Origin of the sequence: Nitrospirillum amazonense (assembly GCF_007828045.1) — a bacterium.
Taxonomy (GTDB): Bacteria; Pseudomonadota; Alphaproteobacteria; order Azospirillales; family Azospirillaceae; genus Nitrospirillum; species Nitrospirillum amazonense_C.
Genome location: NZ_VITN01000006.1, coordinates 1 through 15682 on the forward strand (window position 1 = coordinate 1; position 15682 = coordinate 15682).

Consider the following 15682-nt stretch of genomic DNA (forward strand, 5'->3'; position numbering starts at 1 on the left):
CGCCTAAACCACGCTTCATGAACCGCCGTATACGGAACCGTACGTACGGTGGTGTGGGAGGGGGGAGGTGTGAACCTTCCCCCTACCCGATCTGCACCTAATGGCCCTGCGTACGGGCGACCGCGCCCAGGGATAGCCCGCGACCGCGGGCGCCGCAGATTTCCGGGGAGCGGAGCGAACTGGAAATCGAGGACAAGGCAAGCCGGCGGATGCCGGCGCCTGCCGCTTGAGGGCGCATCAGGCTAAGACCGCATCCAGCGTGATCTCGGCGTTCAGCACGCGCGACACCGGGCAGTTGGCCTTGGCCTCGGCAGCCAGGTCCTGGAACTTGCCGGGCTCGATCCCCGGGATCTTGGCGCGCACCGTCAACTTCACGGCGGAGATGCGCCAGCCGCCACCTTCGCCTTCCATTGTCAGCACCGCGTCGGACTTGATTTCCTCCGGGGTGAAGCCGGCGCCGGACAGCATGAAGGCCAGCGCCATGCTGAAGCAGCCGGCATGGGCGGCGGCGATCAGTTCTTCGGGGTTGGTGCCTTTGCCGTCGCCGAAGCGGGCGACGTAGGAATAGGGCACGCTGGACAGGGTGGCGCTCTGCGTCGTCAGGGTGCCGTCGCCATCCTTGCCGGTCCCATGCCAGACGGCATTCGCGGTGCGCTTCAACTGGGCCATGACGATCCTCCTTGATGCAATGGATTACACCGTTGGCTGCTCTATCGAGGGCCTGGGCGTTGGGGGTAGAGTAGCAAGCTATCGTGTCAGTTCCATGCGGCGACTCCCGTGATGCGCTGATCGCAACCACTCCAGGCCGTCCATGCACCATCTTCCGCGCCGCTTGTATTTTCCTCCGGCCGCCCTGTGAGGTGCCGGCTTTTATATATCAGCCTGCTGACCCTATTCCTGCTGCACCCAATGGCGGTATGCGCCCAGGCCTACCAGGACAGGGCGTGGCAGCGGGTGGACGTCGCCACCTTGGCCTTCCATGGTGAAATCCTGCCCCGCCGCTTCCTGCCGGGCGAGCATCCGCTCGGGGACGCGGACCTGCTGGCCCGCAACCTGACGCCAGAGACACGGACCCTGGTGCTGGATTCCGGGGGCGGCGATGTGGCGGTCGCTCTGGAAATGGCCCGCCTGATCCATGGCCGGCAGTTGGATGTGGTGGTCGAGGGGCGCTGCGCCTCGGCCTGCGCCCTGCTGCCCTTCCTGGCGGGACGGCGCAAGACGGTGGCGCCCGCCGGGGTGGTGGAATTCCATTCGACCAACAGCCTGGATCCGCGCGACACGGCCGATGCCCGCGCCCGCCTGGCGGCGCAGATGGCGGCTATCCGTGGCCAGATCCCCAACCTGGCCCAGGACGGCGTGACCGTGACGCCGCCCGACCTGGGGGGCGCCACGGTCGAGGCCATCCTGGCCGCCCGCCGCCAGAACGCCACCGGACTGCGCCAGGCTATCGCGGCGCTCTATGGGGAGTGGGGCGTCGCCCCGGCCCTGCTGGATGACATCGACCAAGCGGCCGACACCTATCTGGCCGATCATCCCGGCGTGGCGCGCGACCAGGTGTGGTGGTGCCTGGCGCCGGGCCTGTTGGCCGGCCGCTACGGTGTGATGGGACTGGAGGCGCCTGCAGGGCCCTTGCCTCCAGACGTGCTGGCCAATCTGCAGCGCACCGTTGGCGGCGTGCATCTCGTGCGTGAGCGGTAGCCTCAAGAGGTGTGGGGTTCCATCCACCAGCGCCGGCTGAAGGTCAGCACGTCGTCCATCTGCCGGTCCAATACGCCCAGCATGCCGCCGGTCCAGGTCTCGAACGCGGCGTTGCCATCCAGGGTGCGCACGTTCTGCGGCAGGGTGCGAATCAGGGCCGTGGCGTTCTCGCCCTGGCCGTAATCATGACCCAGCTGCCGGAAGTAAAAACCGGGCAGGGTGAAGCGGGGCCGGCCGCGATAGGCCAGGACTACGGTGTCATAGCTGCGCTCATCCAAGGTGGCGGCGGCTTGCAGCAGGACACGCAGCACATCCAGCGGCGTGGTCGTGGGCGCCGCCCCCCAGACGTCCACCACCAGAGTGCCAGGCAGCACCAGGGCCCGGTGGTAGGCGACGACATGGACGGCGGTGTTGCGCGAATCCTGATCCAGCGCGCGGGCCACGGGCAGGGTGACGCTGACCAGATTCCATCCGGCAACGACGATGGCCACGATGGCCAGGCCCAAGGCCCCCTTCACCCACTTGGACAACACCCATACCCCGCCAACCGACGCGCTGGCGCCATGCTAGCGTTCCTATGGAGGATTGCAATCCATAGGCGTAAAACGTTTTGATATTAATCTGTTAACGCGAAGTCCATGGCCATCTCGGCGTGCAGCCGCGTTGTATCGAACACCGGCAGATCACTGTCGCCCTGACCCATGATCATGCCGATTTCCGTGCAGCCCAGGATGACGCCGTCGGCACCTGCCGCGCGCAGGCGATCCACCTCCGCCAGGATGGCGGCCTTGGAGTCGGGCAGCACGATGCCCCGGCACAGTTCCTCGTAGATGATGCGGTGGACGGTGTCCCGCCCGGCGGCGTCCGGCACCAGGGCATCCACGCCGTAGTGTTGGGCCAGGTGGCCGCGGTAGAAGTCCTGCTCCATGGTATAACGCGTGGCCAGCAGGGCCGGGCGGGTGCTGCCGGCGGCCTTCAGGGCGCGGCCGGTGGCGTCGGCGATGTGCAGCAGGGGGATGCTGGTGGCGGCGCGCACGGCGTCCGCCGTCTTGTGCATGGTGTTGGCGCCGATCATCAGCGCCTCAGCGCCCGCGTCCTGCAGGCGGCGCGCGGCATCGGCCATCAGGGCCCCGGCGCCGGCCCAGTCGCCCGCCTGCTGCTTGGCCGCCACCTCGGCGAAATCCACCGACCACAGCAGCAGGCGGGCGGAATGCAGCCCGCCCAGCCGGTCACGGGCGATGGTGTTGAGATGCCGGTAATAGAGCGTGGTGCTTTCCCAGCTCATCCCCCCGATCAGGCCTAGCATACGCATGGTGGATGCCCCTTTCGCTCCGTGCGAGGGAAACGCTCTCACAGCACCATGGCGGCCGCCAGCTTGAACGGCGCACGGGTGCGTTGCACCCGGGCCAGCAGCCAGGCGCCCTCCAGCGCGATGAAAAAGCGCGCCGCCCGCTCACGCGGGTCGCCGACGCCCAGGCGTTCAGCGTGGCCCGCCGTGCGCACGGCCCAATCCTCCAGCACCTCCGCCACCACGGCGGACAGACGGGTGCTGTCGGGAATGGCGCCGATGACCAGGGCGGTGACGGGGCAGCCGTCACGCCAGTCCGACGCCTCGAACCAGTCTGCGATGGTGTCGGCCAGGGCGTGCACGCCGTCGGCGAAGGTGGGCGCGTCGGTGAAGGCCTGGTCGATCAGGCGGGCGATGCGGTGCCCGGCCAGACGGGCCGCCTCTTCCGCCAGCTCTTCCTTGCCGCCGGGAAAGTGGTGATAGAACGAGCCCTTGGGCGCGCCGCTGACGGCGATGATCTCGTTCAGGCCCACGCCATTGTAGCCCTTGCGCCGGAACAGGGTCACGGCGGTATCGACGAAATGCTTCTTGGCATCGGACAGGCGCGGCATGCCCCTTAATGCCAATTGTATGTCGGTCGGTCTAGTGATATCCCGTTCTATGGCGATCACCATAGAACGGATCGCGGCGGACGGGGAGGGGGGGGATGACCGAAGATACGGGCGACCAGGCGGTGCGCATCACCACCCCGGACGGGGCCCAACTGGCCGGCCGGCTGACCCTGCCGCCAGACGGGCGCGAGCCCCGGCTGGCCGTGGTGCTGCATGGCGCCACCGGCGTGCCGCGCGACTACTACGCGCGTTTCGCCGCCTGGCTGGCGGCGGCGCGTGCCGCGGCGGTGCTGACCTATGACTACCGCGACTTCGGCGCGTCGGCCGCCGGGCCGATCACCCGATCCGGCGCCACCATGGCGGCCTGGGGTGTGATCGACCAAGCGGCGGCCCTGGACTGGCTGTGCGATCGTTATCCGGGGACCGAGATTTGGGTGGTCGGCCATTCCCTGGGCGGCATGTGCCTGCCCTTCCATGCCAATGCGGGGCGGGTGGCGCGGCTCATCGCCGTGGCCTCCGGTCCCGCCCATTGGACCAAGCACCCGCTGAGCTACATGCCCTCGGTCCTCGCCTTCTGGTTCCTGCTGGGGCCGCTGGCCACCTTGTTGTGCGGTTATCTGCCGGGGCGACTGCTGGGCCTGGGGGCGGACTTGCCCAAGGGCGTGTTCTGGCAATGGCGGCGCTGGTGCACCTCACGCGGCTTCTACCGGGTGGATTGGGGACAGTCCATGCCCCACCCCACGCCGGATCGCATGACCGGCGCCGTCACTCTGGTGGGCATCGCGGATGATGAGATGATGCCGCCGGAACGTGTCCGGCGCCTGGCGGACTTCTACCCGGCGGCCACCATCCGCCACCGGGTCATCACCCCGGCGGAGGCCGGGGCCAAGGCCATCGGCCATCTGCGCCTGTTCGCCGAGCGCAATGCCCGGGCGTGGCCGTTGTTGCTGGACGGTATTTCCTAGGCCGCCACGGCAACGGGTGCTGCGACCGCCCGTTCCAGCCGGCCCAGCAGGGTGCCGAACAGGGCGGTCTCCGCCCGGCACATCAGCGCCAGGCGGGTCGGGTCCCAGGCGCCCAAGACGTCCAGCCGCTCCGCCATGTCGGACAGGTGGCCCTGCTCTTCCGCCAACAGGCTTTTCAGCGAGATCTTGGACCCCGCCTGACGCAGCGCCGCTTCATAAAGGTGGTAGAACCACACGGCGCGGAATTCCACGATCAGCGACATGTGCAGGTACAGTACCTTTGAGCGGGGCGGTTCGCCTGCCAGGGCCTGTTCCACGGCGATATCCAGCTTCTGGAAATACAGGCGGCCGGCGGCCGGCGACAAAAGGTCAGCCTGCACATAATCCATGGTGCGGCGGGCCACGCCCTCGGCATGGCGCTTGAAGAAGAAGGCGTGGCGCGCCTCTTCCGCCAGGTGCTTCAGGGTGGGCAGGTCCATGCCGGCGCCATGCTGGGTCGCCATGATCTTGTTGCTGCCCATATGCTCCATCAACGACAGCTCGTTCATGAAGCGGGCGTGGGACGCGGGCGTGCGCAGCACGTCGGCCAGGAAGCTCCGGACCCGGGGGACCAAGGGGGCGTTGTCACTCTCGAACGCGCCGCGCACGGCATCCAAGGACTGCTGCATCATCTGAAAACCCTTCCGCGCCCCGGCTTCCTTGCCGGGGCCGGCGCACTCTGCGCGCGGCGTTTGGCGCCGGGCAATAGGATTCGCCCCCCGTCCAAATAGGGGCCATCATTCGTCGCAGTTATGCCACCATGCGCGCGCAGCCTGGCATGGATCGATGAGAACCAGGGTGGAACCTGCCATCATGCCCAGTTATGCGGTACCTGAACGCCCCATGGCCCGGCGCCTCGGCCTACGCCACGGCGCCATGACGGCCCTGGCGCTGCTGATGACCATATCCCCGTTCATGGGCGATCTGGCGCGCGCCCAAGAGGGGGCCCCTACCTACGACGATGGCGGCGACCAATACGCGGGCGATCCGCCGGCGCGGGTGGGACGGCTGGCACGGGTTCAGGGCACCGTTTCCTTCCACACCGCCGACGGCACCCAGTGGGACCCCGCCACTCCCAACTACCCCCTGACCAGCGGCAACGCGCTATGGACCGAGCCGGGGGCCAGCGCCACGGTCGATATCTCCACCACCCGGCTGGTCATGGACGGCACCACCGAGCTGGATATCGACAGCCTGGACGACCGCGATTTCACCGCCGACTTGGCGCAGGGCCAGGTCTATGTGCGCATACGGGGCCTTATGCCCGGCGAACGCTACAGCCTGCGCACGCCGCGTGGCCTGGTCACGCTGGAGGGGCCCGGCAGGTACGAGGTTTCGGCCGGCGATACCGACACCCCCACCCGCGTCACCGTGCTGGAAGGGTCGGCGCAACTCAGCGGCCAGGGCCTGTCCCTGCGGATCAATGGCGGGCAGACGGGGGAGATCACAGGCGACAATCCGCCCAACGTCAATGTGCGGCCGGCCGAGCACGACCCCTTCCTGACGGCCATGCTGCGCACCGACCGCGTCGGGTCTTCCACACCCCCGCCGGATGTCATGGCCATGCCCGGCGCCGACGATTTGGGCGAATATGGCAGCTGGCAGGCCACGCCCGACTATGGCCAGGTCTGGTATCCGCAGGTCGAGTCCGACTGGGCGCCCTATCGCGACGGCCACTGGGCCTATGTCGCCCCATGGGGATGGACCTGGATCGATGACGCGCCGTGGGGGTTCGCCCCCTTCCACTACGGGCGCTGGGTGGACATCCATGGCCGCTGGGCCTGGGCGCCCGGCGGTGCCGTCGTGGTCGGCGGGCCGCCGCCCCCGCCGGTCTACGCCCCGGCGCTGGTCGCCTTTTTCGGGGCCGGCGTCGCCATCGGCGTCAGCATCGGCGGCCCCCATTACGACGATAGGGGACACCCGCCCGTCGGCTGGTGCCCCCTGGGCTGGCAGGAGCCGTACCACCCCTGGTACCGGACCAGCCCGCGCTATGTGGAATACGTGAATCGGCCCGTGGTCCGCAACCTGACGGTCGTGAACAACGTCACCCAGGTCACCAATATCACCATCAACAATTACGCCAACCGACGCGGCGCCTCGATGATGCCAGCGGACGCCATGGTCGCCGGCCACTACGGCCGCTATAACGGCGGCGCCCGGCCTTGGGACGAGCACCAGTTCGCCAACGCCCGCGCCGTTGTGGGGCGACCGCCATTGCAACCCACCGTCGCCACCGCCGGCGTGACGCCGCAGGTGGCGCAGCGCCTGCACCTGCCCGACCCGCCGGGTGGAACGCCTGCCCCGCGTCCCGCCAACCCCGGCCCCCGGTTCGACCCACGGGCCGAGGGTGCCGGTCCCCGGCACCTGGACCTGCGCGGGCCTAATGGCGCCCCAGTCGGGGGGCCACAGGCCGGTGCGTTCCGGCCCGGCGACCCGCATCCCAACGGCAACCGGCCCAACGGCAACGGCCCCAACGGTAACGGGCCCGGAGCGGACCACCCTGGCGGATTCCGTCCGACGGACCGTCGGCCGGACGAGCCGGGGTTCCATCCGGGCCAGGCAGGGCCCAACCGGCCCGAGGGCGCCGCCTGGGCCAACCGGGGTCCCGGGGGGCTGCCCACCCTGCGCGACCATAGCCAGCCGCCCGGCCTGCCGCCGGTGCACCAAGCGACGCAGGAACGCCCCGGGCCCGTGGCCAATCAAGCGCCATCCCCGGTGCCCCAGGCTGGGGTTTCTCAGCCCGGCGGCCCCAACCAGCACCCCAACCATCAGGAAGGGGGGCCGGGCGGGATGTCCCATCCGGCGGGCCATCCGCCGCAGGGTCAGCCAGGCCCCGCCCAGGCCGGTCCCGCCCAGGCCGGTCCCGAACGTCCGCAAGGGGCGCCCGCGGCTCCGCGTGGGGAACGTCATCGGCCGGACGCGCCGAACCTTGAGGAGCGGCGCCAGCCGCAGGCGCCGCAGCCGCCGCGCCAAGCCGACCACCCGCCGCCGCAGCATGAATTCCATCAGCAGCCCCGGCCACAGTCACCGGCGGAGCCCCGGCCCCATATGGACATGCCCCCCCGGCCGGAACCGCAGCGCATGCCGCCGCCTCAGGCGCGGCCGGAGGCGCCGCATCCGCAGCCCCCGCAGCATCCACAACCGCAGCAGCATCCGGCGCATCCCGAACCGCAGCATCAGCAGGCGCCGGGCCATCCCAACGACCCTGGTCAGCCCCACCGCAACTGACGGCGCCCGTCATAGATGCCGGCGGTGGGGTTCAGGCCTGTTCGGCCGCGCGGAAGCCGTCGTGATGGCGGATCACTTCCTTGATGATGAAGTTCAGGAACTTGGCCGCGAAGTCCGGATCCAGATGGGCGCCCTCTGCCAGGCGGCGCAAGCGCTCGATCTGGGCCGCCTCGCGGCCCGGGTCGCTGCTGGGCAGGTCGATGCGCGCCTTCAGCGCCCCGACCTGCTGGGTACACTTGAACCGTTCCGCCAGCATGTAAATCAGGGCGGCGTCTATGTTGTCGATGCTGTCGCGCAGGCGCTTCAGTTCGGGATGAATGGCGGGGGCAGGGTGCTCGGCGCCGGACATGGCCACTCCTTGGGATCACGGACGGGCCGACAGTACAGTTCCCCGCCGAGCGCCGTCAGTGAAAATTATGAGGGGCTTTTATAACAAACGGTCGCGCGTGGGCTGGAAGCCGCAACAGCCGATGCATAAATTCAGACCTTCCTGAACCAAATTTACGGAAGGTGGTCCATGGAGGCCGGGGGAGAGACGGGGGCCGTGGCGGGCGGCTGGCAATTGGCGCAGATGAACGTCGGCACGGCGCTCTACGCCATGGACGATCCGCGCATCGCCGATTTCGTGAACCAGTTGGACGAGATCAACACCCTGGCCGAAGGCAGCCCCGGCTTCGTCTGGCGCCTACAGTCAGACAGCGGCAACGCCACCGACATCCTGGTCAGCGACAATCCGCGGTTCCTGGTGAACATGTCGGTGTGGGCGTCGGCCGAGGCGCTGTTCGATTACGTGTACAAATCCGCCCATCGCACCGTCATGGCGCGGCGGCGGGAATGGTTCGAACGGCCCATCGACATGTACCAGGTCCTGTGGTGGGTTCCCGCCGGCCATCGCCCCACCCCGCAGGAGGGGTTGGAGCGCCTGGCCCATCTGGAACGGCACGGGGCCACGCCGCATGCCTTCACCTTCAAGCAGAAGTACCCGTACCCCGCCGCCCCGCCGGCTGCGCCCGAGGACATGGCGCCGGAACCGCATTGCGTCGGCTGGGAGTGAGCACGCCCAGGGAAGGTCTCATTAAATCCCGGGGGGTGGCGTTTTTTCGCCACCTTTGGGCGGTGTCATGAAAGTGCCCGGCGAGGCCGGGCCCTGTTCATGTCGAAAGGATCGAGACCATGCCCGTCCTGACCCGCCCCACCACCAGCGCCTCCCCGTCCATCGGCATATCCTGGCGCCGTCGCGGGGTCGCTGCCCTGGCCCTGGCCTTCGGCCTGGCGTTGGCGCCGTTCATGACGGCCGGCAGTGCCCAGGCCGAGGTGGTCCATCACCGCGTGGTGCATCACCGCCATCATCATCACCACCATCACCACGTGCACCATGTGGCGCATCATGCCCCGGTGCATCATCCCCATGGCTAAGGCCGGGTGACGGCGGGCCAGGGCCCGCTCACTTTTGTGGGGTAATCCCCGCCAATCAGCCGGCCACGCGCCTCTGATGGAACGTCCTGGCGGAACTTTGCGGTCCCCAGGGCGTTTCCATATCCGTTCCGCCCCGCCTACCCGCCGGCCCCGGTTCCTGGGGGCGGCCCATCTCAGGGGTGCCGTTGGGGCAAAGGGCATACCCCCGCCCGGATCACATTGTTTGCGGTGTTGCGACGTTTTTTCGCCACCATTGGGCGGTCCCCTGATGTCACGCCTTTCTTACGAGGAATGGAGGACGACCCATGTTCACGAAGTTGACCACCGCGGGCTGGGCCCGCACGGCGACCGCGCTGACCCTGGCCGCCGGCCTGGCGTCCGCCCCTGTCTTGAGCGCTGCCGCCTGGGCGCAGACCGCGCCGCCCGAGGGCACGCCCATGCCGGGCACGCCGCAATCCGAAGACACCACCCGCAGCGGCACGCCGTCGACCCTGCCGCCGGGGCCGGACGCCACCAGTCCCAGCCCGTCCAATTCCCACGGCCTGCCGGGCGACCGCGCCGGGATGGGCCAGCAGCCGGGCCAGCAGCCGGGCCAGCAGCCAGGAATGAACCAGCCGGACGTCTCGTCGCCATCGACCATGCCCCCGGCCCCGTCGGACCAGAGCGGTTCCATGTCCTCGTCGTCCTCGTCCAGCCAGGCGGTGACGGAAAAGCCGCCGGTGGTGCAGCCGCTACCGCCGCATGACCCGAACGACGACAAGGGCAAGGCCGCGAAGTCGGCCCATGCCAAGAAGTCGGCCAAACATATGGCGCAGAAGAAGACCGATCCGGGCCAGAGCCCGGAGGAGGCCGCGCCGCCGCCCCCGGCGCCGTCCAGTCCGGATAGCGGCACCACCGGCTCGACCAGCCAGCCGGACAATCCCCGTCCGTAAGGTGCGGCCGGACGCGCGCCTGCGAGGCAACCGTCCATCTCCCTTCAGGCGCGTTGTGCGAAACCCCCGGGGCCCGGTCCCCGGGGGTTTTGTCATAGCCACATGTCATCGAATGATTTTTCAAAAAGGCTTATTTATCCTATAAATTACGCATGGCGGCGCCGACCGTCCAAAAACGGCCCCCGGCTATGGGGCCGATCACTCGAGGAACGTCCCATGCGAAGAATGCTCCTGGCCCTGGCGGCCTTGCTTGTCGTGCCGCTGCTGATGCTGGCCCACCCGGCCAAGGCGGATGATCCCAAGGATGCGGAGCCGCCGCGCCAGCCCAACGGCCTGGCCTTGACCCCGCCCATGGGCTGGAACACGTGGAACAAGTTCGCCTGTGAGATCAATGAGGATGTCATCCGCAGGGCGGCCGACGCCATGGTGTCCTCCGGCATGGCGGGTGCCGGCTACAAGTATGTGGTGATCGACGACTGCTGGCACGGCGCCCGTGACGCCCATGGCGACATACAGCCCGACCCGGTCCGCTTCCCCTCCGGCCTCAAGGCCCTGGGCGACTACATCCACTCCAAGGGCCTGAAGTTCGGTATCTATTCCGACGCTGGCAAGGAAACCTGCGGCAAGCGGCCGGGCAGCCTGGGTCATGAATACCAGGACGCCGCCCAGTACGCCGCCTGGGGCGTGGATTACCTCAAATACGACTGGTGCTCCACCGGCACGCTGGACGCCAAGGCCGCCTATACGCTGATGAGCGACGCGCTTCGGGCATCCGGCCGCGACATCGTCTTCAGCATGTGCGAATGGGGCACGGCCAAGCCTTGGCTGTGGGCACAGGCCGTGGGCAACCTGTGGCGCAGCACCGGCGACATCTATGACGGCTGGCAGGGCAAGAAGGGCTATTCCCTGGGTGTCATGGACATCCTGGATCTGGAGGCCGACCTCTATCCCTATGCCGGCCCCGGACATTGGAACGATCCGGACATGCTGGAGGTCGGCAACGGCGGCATGACCGACACGGAATATCGTGCGCACTTCAGCCTGTGGGCCCTGTTGGCGGCCCCCTTGATCGCCGGTAACGACCTGACCAGCATGAGCCCAGCCACCAAGGCCACCCTGACCAATGCCGAGGTCATCGCCGTGGACCAGGACGCCCTGGGGGCCCAGGGTCGCCGTATCGCCAAGCAGGGCGACATGGAGATATGGGCCCGGCCGCTGGCCAGCGGCGACCGCGCCGTGGTGCTGCTGAACCGGGGCACGGTGCCGGCCAGGATCACCGTCAACTGGGCGGATCTGGGCTACCCGGCCAAGCTGCCCGCCAAGGTGCGCGACCTGTGGCTGGCCAAGGACCAGGGCACGACCAAAGGTGGCTACACCGCCGAGGTGGCGCCGCACGGCGTGGTCATGGTGACGGTGCGTCCGGCCGTTTGATGACCTGTGGGCGCTCCGCCGGGGCGCCCACTCGATTCATTCTCTGCCTGGTCACGCGGCGATCGATGAAGGCGACGGCGGCCATCCCGACCAACATGGCCAGGATGAACAGGGGCGCGCCCGCCAGGTCCACCCCCTTGGGGTCGGCCACCGTGACGCCCAGGGCCGCCAATGCCGGACCGGGGCAATACCCCACCAATCCCCAACCCACGCCGAACAGGGCGGCCCCCGCCACCAGCCGTCGGTCGATGGCGCGGACGGCCGGGGGCTGGAAGGCGGGCGCGGCCAGGGGCGCCTGCCGGCGGCGCCCGAGGACGAAGCCGGCCCCCGCCACCGGCACCGCCGCCGCCATGACCAGGGCCAAACTGGGATCCCAGCCGCCGGCCACATCCAGGAAGGCCAGCACCTTGGCCGGGTTGATCATGGATGACACGGTCAGGCCGAACCCGAACACCAGGCCGGCCGCCAAGGCCAGGATGAGACGGCGCATGGGATCAGCCCCCCAGGACGTGGCGGTGGAGAAAGACGGTCAACGCGGCCACGGCCATGAAGACCCCGGTGGCTGTCGCGGAACGCGGCGACAGCCGGGCCAGGCCGCAGACGCCGTGGCCGCTGGTGCAGCCGCCCGCCAGCCGCGTGCCCACCCCCACCAGCAGCCCGCCGACGATGACCAGCGTGGGGCCGGTCCCTGATGCGCCGGTTGGCACGGCGCCGCCCGCCAGCCGGTACATCACCGGCGCCGCCATGATCCCGGCCAGGAAGGCCAGGCGCCAGATCCGGTCGCCCCGCGCGGCGGTCATCAGGCCGCCCACGATGCCGCTGATGCCGGCGATGCGGCCCAGGCCCAGCCACAGCAGGGCCGTCGCCGCGCCGATCAAGGCGCCGCCCACCAAGGCGTGCGTGGGGGTGAAGCCGCTCATGGTTGTTCCTCCGGCGCGCAGAACAGGGCGTACAACGCCTCCAGCATAGGGCGTACCTTGTCGGACCCGATGCGGTAGTGGATCACCGTCCCCTCCCGCCGCGTGGCCACCAGCTCCTCATCCCGCAGTTTCGCCAAGTGCTGCGACAGGTTGGACTGCGCCAGTCCCAGGTGCTGCGCCAGAGCGCCCACCGTCATCTCCCCCTGCACCAGGGCGCACAGGATCATCAGCCGGTGCCGGCTGGCCAGCGACCGCAGGAAAGCCTCCGCCTCCGTTGCGCGGGCCTCAAGGGCGGTGGAATCAGGCAGATCCATTATACATTCCTAATTTATAAATTAGACTTGACTAATATATAGGATGGCACCAGCTTCAGGCAAGCGTTCCGGCGCTCGCCGGACATCTTCTTGGAAGGGACAGCGGCCATGGCCCCCGACGTGCAGGCCTTTTTCGATGACGCCACCAACACCGTGACCTATCTGGTCGTCGACCCCGCCACAGGGGCGGCCGCCATCATCGACAGCGTGCTGGACTTCGATCCCAAGTCGGGGCGCACCGGTACGGCTTCGGCCGACCGGATTATCGCCGCCGTGCGGGCCCGGGGCCTGTCGGTCCAGTGGATTCTGGAGACCCATATCCACGCCGATCACCTGTCCGCCGCCCCCTACCTGCAGCGGGCGCTGGGCGGCCGGACCGGCATCGGGGCGGAGGTGCGTCAGACCCAGGCCATCTTCGGCCGCCTGTTCAACCTGGGGGGCGACTTCGCGACCGACGGCCGCCAGTTCGACCATCTGTGCCGGGATGGGGAGGCGGCGGCCCTGGGCTGGCTGACCCTACGGGCGCTGCATACCCCCGGGCATACGCCGGCCGACGTCAGCTATGTGATCGGTGACGCGGCCTTCGTGGGCGATACGCTGTTCCAGCCGGATTACGGCAGCGCGCGCACGGATTTCCCCGGGGGCGATGCCGCCACCCTCTACCGTTCCGTCCGCCGCCTGCTCAGTCTGCCGCCTGAGACGCGGCTGTTCACAGCCCATGATTACAAGGCGCCGGGCCGCGACCATTATGCCTGGGAAAGCACGGTGGCGGACCAGCGCGCCCACAACATCCACCTGCGCGATGGGGTGGACGAGATGGCCTTCGTCACCCTGCGGCGGCAGCGCGACGCGGGCCTGGGCGCGCCCCGCCTGCTGTTGCCTTCGGTCCAGGTCAACGTGCGGGCGGGGAACCTGCCCTTGCCCGAGGGGAATGGCGTCCGCTACCTGAAGATCCCGCTGGACGCCCTGTAATCCTGCCGCTCCATAACCTTGCCGCTCAGTTCTTGGCGGCAGTGCGGGCCAGCAGGTCGGCCAGCTTATCCTGCCACAGCACCGCCCAGGTGTGGCTGCCGTGACCGTGGGTCTGGTCGCTGGCCGGGATCAGGATGAACTGGCCCTTGGGGATGCGCTTCGCCAGTTGCTCGGCCAGGCCCAGTTCCGGCGGATTGATGAAATCGTCGCCGGAATTGATCCACAGCACCGGCGCCTTGATGGTTTCCAGCTTGGGCGACGGGTCATAGAAGCGTGACGCGTCCAGCTGATAGATCAGGTCGTTGGCCTCCATCCCGCTCACGTCCAGGATTTTCTCCACCGCGGCGTCGGCCGCCTCGCGGGTGGGATAGGTTTTCTGCATCTGGATGGGGGCGCTGCCGGCGATAGACAGCAGGGCGGCGGCGGTGCGCAGGCCCTCCTTGGGCTGGGCCTTGTACTCGCCCCCCTGCCAGGCGGGGTCGGCCTTGATGGCGGCGATGGACATCTGGCGCCACAGACGGTTGCGTCCGGCGATGGTCTGAGGCAGGCACGCCAGCGGCATCAGCGCGTCCATGGCGTCGGGGTAGGTCTCGCCCCAGACGAAGGCGTGCATGCAGCCCATGGACGTGCCCATGACCAAGCGCAGGTGGTCCACGCCCAGCCGGGTCACCAACTGGTGTTCCAGCGCCACCATGTCGTCGTAGTCATACCGCGGGAAATGGGCGTGCAGGCCGTCGCTGGGCTTGCTGGACTTACCGTGGCCCACGTCGTCAGGCAGGATGATGTAATAGCGCGCCGGGTCCAGCACGCCGCCCGGCTGGAACAGCACGTCGCTGAACTGCGGGCGCAGGAACTGGGCGCCGGTGCCGCCCGTGCCGTGCATGATCAGGATGGCGTTGTCGACATGGCCCTTGGCGTCGCGGTGCGGCGCGCCCAGGGTGGTGTAGTGCAGCCGCACCTCGGGCAGGATCTCACCGGTCTTGAAGGTGAAATCCTTCACCATCACGTCGCCCTCCTTGGTGGCGGGCTTCACCGGCTCGGCGGCCAGGGCGGCGGGGGCGGCCAGCAGGGCGGCGCCCAGCAGCAGGGGCGCGCAAAGGGCGCGGGCAGCGGATCGGATCATGGCGTGAAGGCTCCAGGCGGGATTCTTATCGTATGCAATATACGGTGAGGGCTGCCGAACCTGGTATAGGCGGATGGTCAGCCTTCCCCGCCGCCATCGTACTGGAACACCGCTTCCAGCGGCACGCCGAAGACGGCGGCGATGCGGAAGGCGGCCTCCAGCGAGGGGGAGTAGCGCCCCTGTTCGATGGCGATGATGGTCTGCCGGGTGACGCCCACGCGGTCGGCCAGGGTCTGTTGCGTCATCTCGCCATTCTGGAAGCGCAGGGCGCGGATGGTGTTGCGGATGGTGGTCTGGCCCATGGGCTCAGTATCCCCACCGGTAGAACACCAACTGCGAGGCGTGGCGGACGATTTCCGCCAGCACGACCGAGGCCAACATGGCGTGGGCCACGGTCAGGCCGGGCATGCCGCGCAGCGCCAGCCACAGCACGCCGATGGCCCCCGTCAGCAGCACGTAATAGGCGTTGCGCTGGCCGCGCAGGGCGGCGGCCTGGTCACGCTCATCCGGCCGTTCGGGCCGGCGGTGGATGGCCAGTGCGATATGGGCCGCAGTCACCACGATGGCCTGCGCCAGGGCCACACCCACCATGCCCGGCATCGCCGCTGCCGGTGGGACCCCCACGCCCCATACCCGCCAGGCATAAAACCCATAAACAAATGCCAGCGCGAGGGCGGTCGCCAGCGCGCTTTTCTCCCGGAACGACATGCGGCCTCTCCCTTCATGGGTAAGGAATAGCGGACAT

The 15682-nt window shown here is 68.7% G+C and carries 20 protein-coding genes; 8 read left to right on the forward strand and 12 right to left on the reverse strand.

Annotated elements, in window-relative coordinates; genetic code table 11:
• Window positions 1–237: 237 nt before the first annotated feature.
• The gene (locus FBZ89_RS11475) at window positions 238–669 is read right to left on the reverse strand and encodes an OsmC family protein (RefSeq protein ID WP_145750134.1); all 432 of its coding nucleotides are present in this window, start codon (window positions 667–669) and stop codon (window positions 238–240) included.
• A 240-nt stretch (window positions 670–909) separates the two neighbouring features.
• Here FBZ89_RS11475 and FBZ89_RS11480 point away from each other — a divergent pair, with 240 nt between their 5' ends.
• On the forward strand, window positions 910–1698 hold the full coding sequence (locus FBZ89_RS11480; RefSeq protein WP_145750135.1) for a hypothetical protein: 789 nt from the start codon (window positions 910–912) through the stop codon (window positions 1696–1698).
• Between the two features lie 2 nt (window positions 1699–1700).
• Here the strand turns inward: FBZ89_RS11480 and FBZ89_RS11485 are convergent, their stop codons facing one another.
• The 3 genes from FBZ89_RS11485 to FBZ89_RS11495 form a co-directional block, all read right to left on the reverse strand.
• Window positions 1701–2228 carry a hypothetical protein gene (locus FBZ89_RS11485; RefSeq protein WP_145750136.1) on the reverse strand — a complete coding sequence of 176 codons (528 nt, stop codon included), beginning with the start codon at window positions 2226–2228 and terminating at the stop codon, window positions 1701–1703.
• Window positions 2229–2314: 86 nt separating this feature from the next.
• Window positions 2315–3010, reverse strand: a complete 696-nt coding sequence (locus FBZ89_RS11490; RefSeq protein WP_145750137.1) for an aspartate/glutamate racemase family protein — start codon at window positions 3008–3010, stop codon at window positions 2315–2317.
• Between the two features lie 38 nt (window positions 3011–3048).
• Window positions 3049–3597 carry a TetR/AcrR family transcriptional regulator gene (locus FBZ89_RS11495; RefSeq protein ID WP_186457308.1) on the reverse strand — a complete coding sequence of 183 codons (549 nt, stop codon included), beginning with the start codon at window positions 3595–3597 and terminating at the stop codon, window positions 3049–3051.
• Window positions 3598–3692: 95 nt separating this feature from the next.
• On the opposite strand from FBZ89_RS11495, the gene FBZ89_RS11500 reads away from it, so the two are divergent.
• Window positions 3693–4562 carry an alpha/beta hydrolase family protein gene (locus FBZ89_RS11500; RefSeq protein WP_145750139.1) on the forward strand — a complete coding sequence of 290 codons (870 nt, stop codon included), beginning with the start codon at window positions 3693–3695 and terminating at the stop codon, window positions 4560–4562.
• Here FBZ89_RS11500 and FBZ89_RS11505 read toward each other — a convergent pair.
• Window positions 4559–5233 carry a hypothetical protein gene (locus FBZ89_RS11505; protein ID WP_145750140.1) on the reverse strand — a complete coding sequence of 225 codons (675 nt, stop codon included), beginning with the start codon at window positions 5231–5233 and terminating at the stop codon, window positions 4559–4561. The genes FBZ89_RS11500 and FBZ89_RS11505 overlap by 4 nt on opposite strands.
• A 211-nt stretch (window positions 5234–5444) precedes the next feature.
• Here FBZ89_RS11505 and FBZ89_RS11510 point away from each other — a divergent pair, with 211 nt between their 5' ends.
• Entirely contained in the window at window positions 5445–7829 is a 2385-nt protein-coding gene (locus FBZ89_RS11510) for a FecR family protein (protein WP_145750141.1), read from the forward strand.
• A gap of 31 nt (window positions 7830–7860) precedes the next feature.
• On the opposite strand, the gene FBZ89_RS11515 is transcribed toward FBZ89_RS11510, so the two are convergent.
• On the reverse strand, window positions 7861–8178 hold the full coding sequence (locus tag FBZ89_RS11515; RefSeq protein ID WP_088873795.1) for a chorismate mutase: 318 nt from the start codon (window positions 8176–8178) through the stop codon (window positions 7861–7863).
• A gap of 168 nt (window positions 8179–8346) precedes the next feature.
• Here FBZ89_RS11515 and FBZ89_RS11520 point away from each other — a divergent pair, with 168 nt between their 5' ends.
• The 4 genes from FBZ89_RS11520 to FBZ89_RS11535 all read left to right on the forward strand — a co-directional run bounded on the left by FBZ89_RS11520 (window position 8347) and on the right by FBZ89_RS11535 (window position 11608).
• Window positions 8347–8883, forward strand: a complete 537-nt coding sequence (locus tag FBZ89_RS11520) for a DUF3291 domain-containing protein (RefSeq protein ID WP_211115198.1) — start codon at window positions 8347–8349, stop codon at window positions 8881–8883.
• A 119-nt stretch (window positions 8884–9002) separates the two neighbouring features.
• Window positions 9003–9245, forward strand: a complete 243-nt coding sequence (locus FBZ89_RS11525; protein WP_145750142.1) for a hypothetical protein — start codon at window positions 9003–9005, stop codon at window positions 9243–9245.
• A gap of 305 nt (window positions 9246–9550) precedes the next feature.
• Complete coding sequence (locus tag FBZ89_RS11530) at window positions 9551–10177, forward strand: hypothetical protein (RefSeq protein WP_145750143.1); 627 nt, start codon at window positions 9551–9553, stop codon at window positions 10175–10177.
• A 216-nt stretch (window positions 10178–10393) separates the two neighbouring features.
• A complete protein-coding gene (locus FBZ89_RS11535) occupies window positions 10394–11608 on the forward strand; it encodes a glycoside hydrolase family 27 protein (RefSeq protein WP_145750144.1) in 1215 nt (404 codons plus the stop codon).
• Here the strand turns inward: FBZ89_RS11535 and FBZ89_RS11540 are convergent.
• From FBZ89_RS11540 to FBZ89_RS11550, 3 genes are read right to left on the reverse strand one after another with little or no spacing between them, the layout of a single operon-like run.
• Complete coding sequence (locus tag FBZ89_RS11540; RefSeq protein WP_145750145.1) at window positions 11580–12098, reverse strand: YeeE/YedE family protein; 519 nt, start codon at window positions 12096–12098, stop codon at window positions 11580–11582. The two genes, FBZ89_RS11535 and FBZ89_RS11540, sit on opposite strands and share 29 nt — an antisense overlap.
• A 4-nt stretch (window positions 12099–12102) precedes the next feature.
• The gene (locus FBZ89_RS11545) at window positions 12103–12528 is read right to left on the reverse strand and encodes a YeeE/YedE family protein (RefSeq protein WP_145750146.1); all 426 of its coding nucleotides are present in this window, start codon (window positions 12526–12528) and stop codon (window positions 12103–12105) included.
• A complete protein-coding gene (locus FBZ89_RS11550; protein WP_145750147.1) occupies window positions 12525–12842 on the reverse strand; it encodes an ArsR/SmtB family transcription factor in 318 nt (105 codons plus the stop codon). The genes FBZ89_RS11545 and FBZ89_RS11550 overlap by 4 nt, the downstream gene beginning before the upstream one ends.
• A 108-nt stretch (window positions 12843–12950) precedes the next feature.
• Between FBZ89_RS11550 and FBZ89_RS11555 the strand changes: the two genes are divergently transcribed.
• On the forward strand, window positions 12951–13814 hold the full coding sequence (locus FBZ89_RS11555; RefSeq protein ID WP_145750148.1) for an MBL fold metallo-hydrolase: 864 nt from the start codon (window positions 12951–12953) through the stop codon (window positions 13812–13814).
• 25 nt (window positions 13815–13839) lie between these two features.
• Here the strand turns inward: FBZ89_RS11555 and FBZ89_RS11560 are convergent, their stop codons facing one another.
• The 3 genes from FBZ89_RS11560 to FBZ89_RS11570 all read right to left on the reverse strand — a co-directional run bounded on the left by FBZ89_RS11560 (window position 13840) and on the right by FBZ89_RS11570 (window position 15645).
• Complete coding sequence (locus FBZ89_RS11560; protein ID WP_145750149.1) at window positions 13840–14937, reverse strand: alpha/beta fold hydrolase; 1098 nt, start codon at window positions 14935–14937, stop codon at window positions 13840–13842.
• A gap of 77 nt (window positions 14938–15014) precedes the next feature.
• Complete coding sequence (locus tag FBZ89_RS11565) at window positions 15015–15239, reverse strand: helix-turn-helix transcriptional regulator (protein ID WP_145750150.1); 225 nt, start codon at window positions 15237–15239, stop codon at window positions 15015–15017.
• A gap of 4 nt (window positions 15240–15243) precedes the next feature.
• Entirely contained in the window at window positions 15244–15645 is a 402-nt protein-coding gene (locus tag FBZ89_RS11570) for a hypothetical protein (RefSeq protein WP_145750151.1), read from the reverse strand.
• Window positions 15646–15682 lie beyond the last annotated feature (37 nt).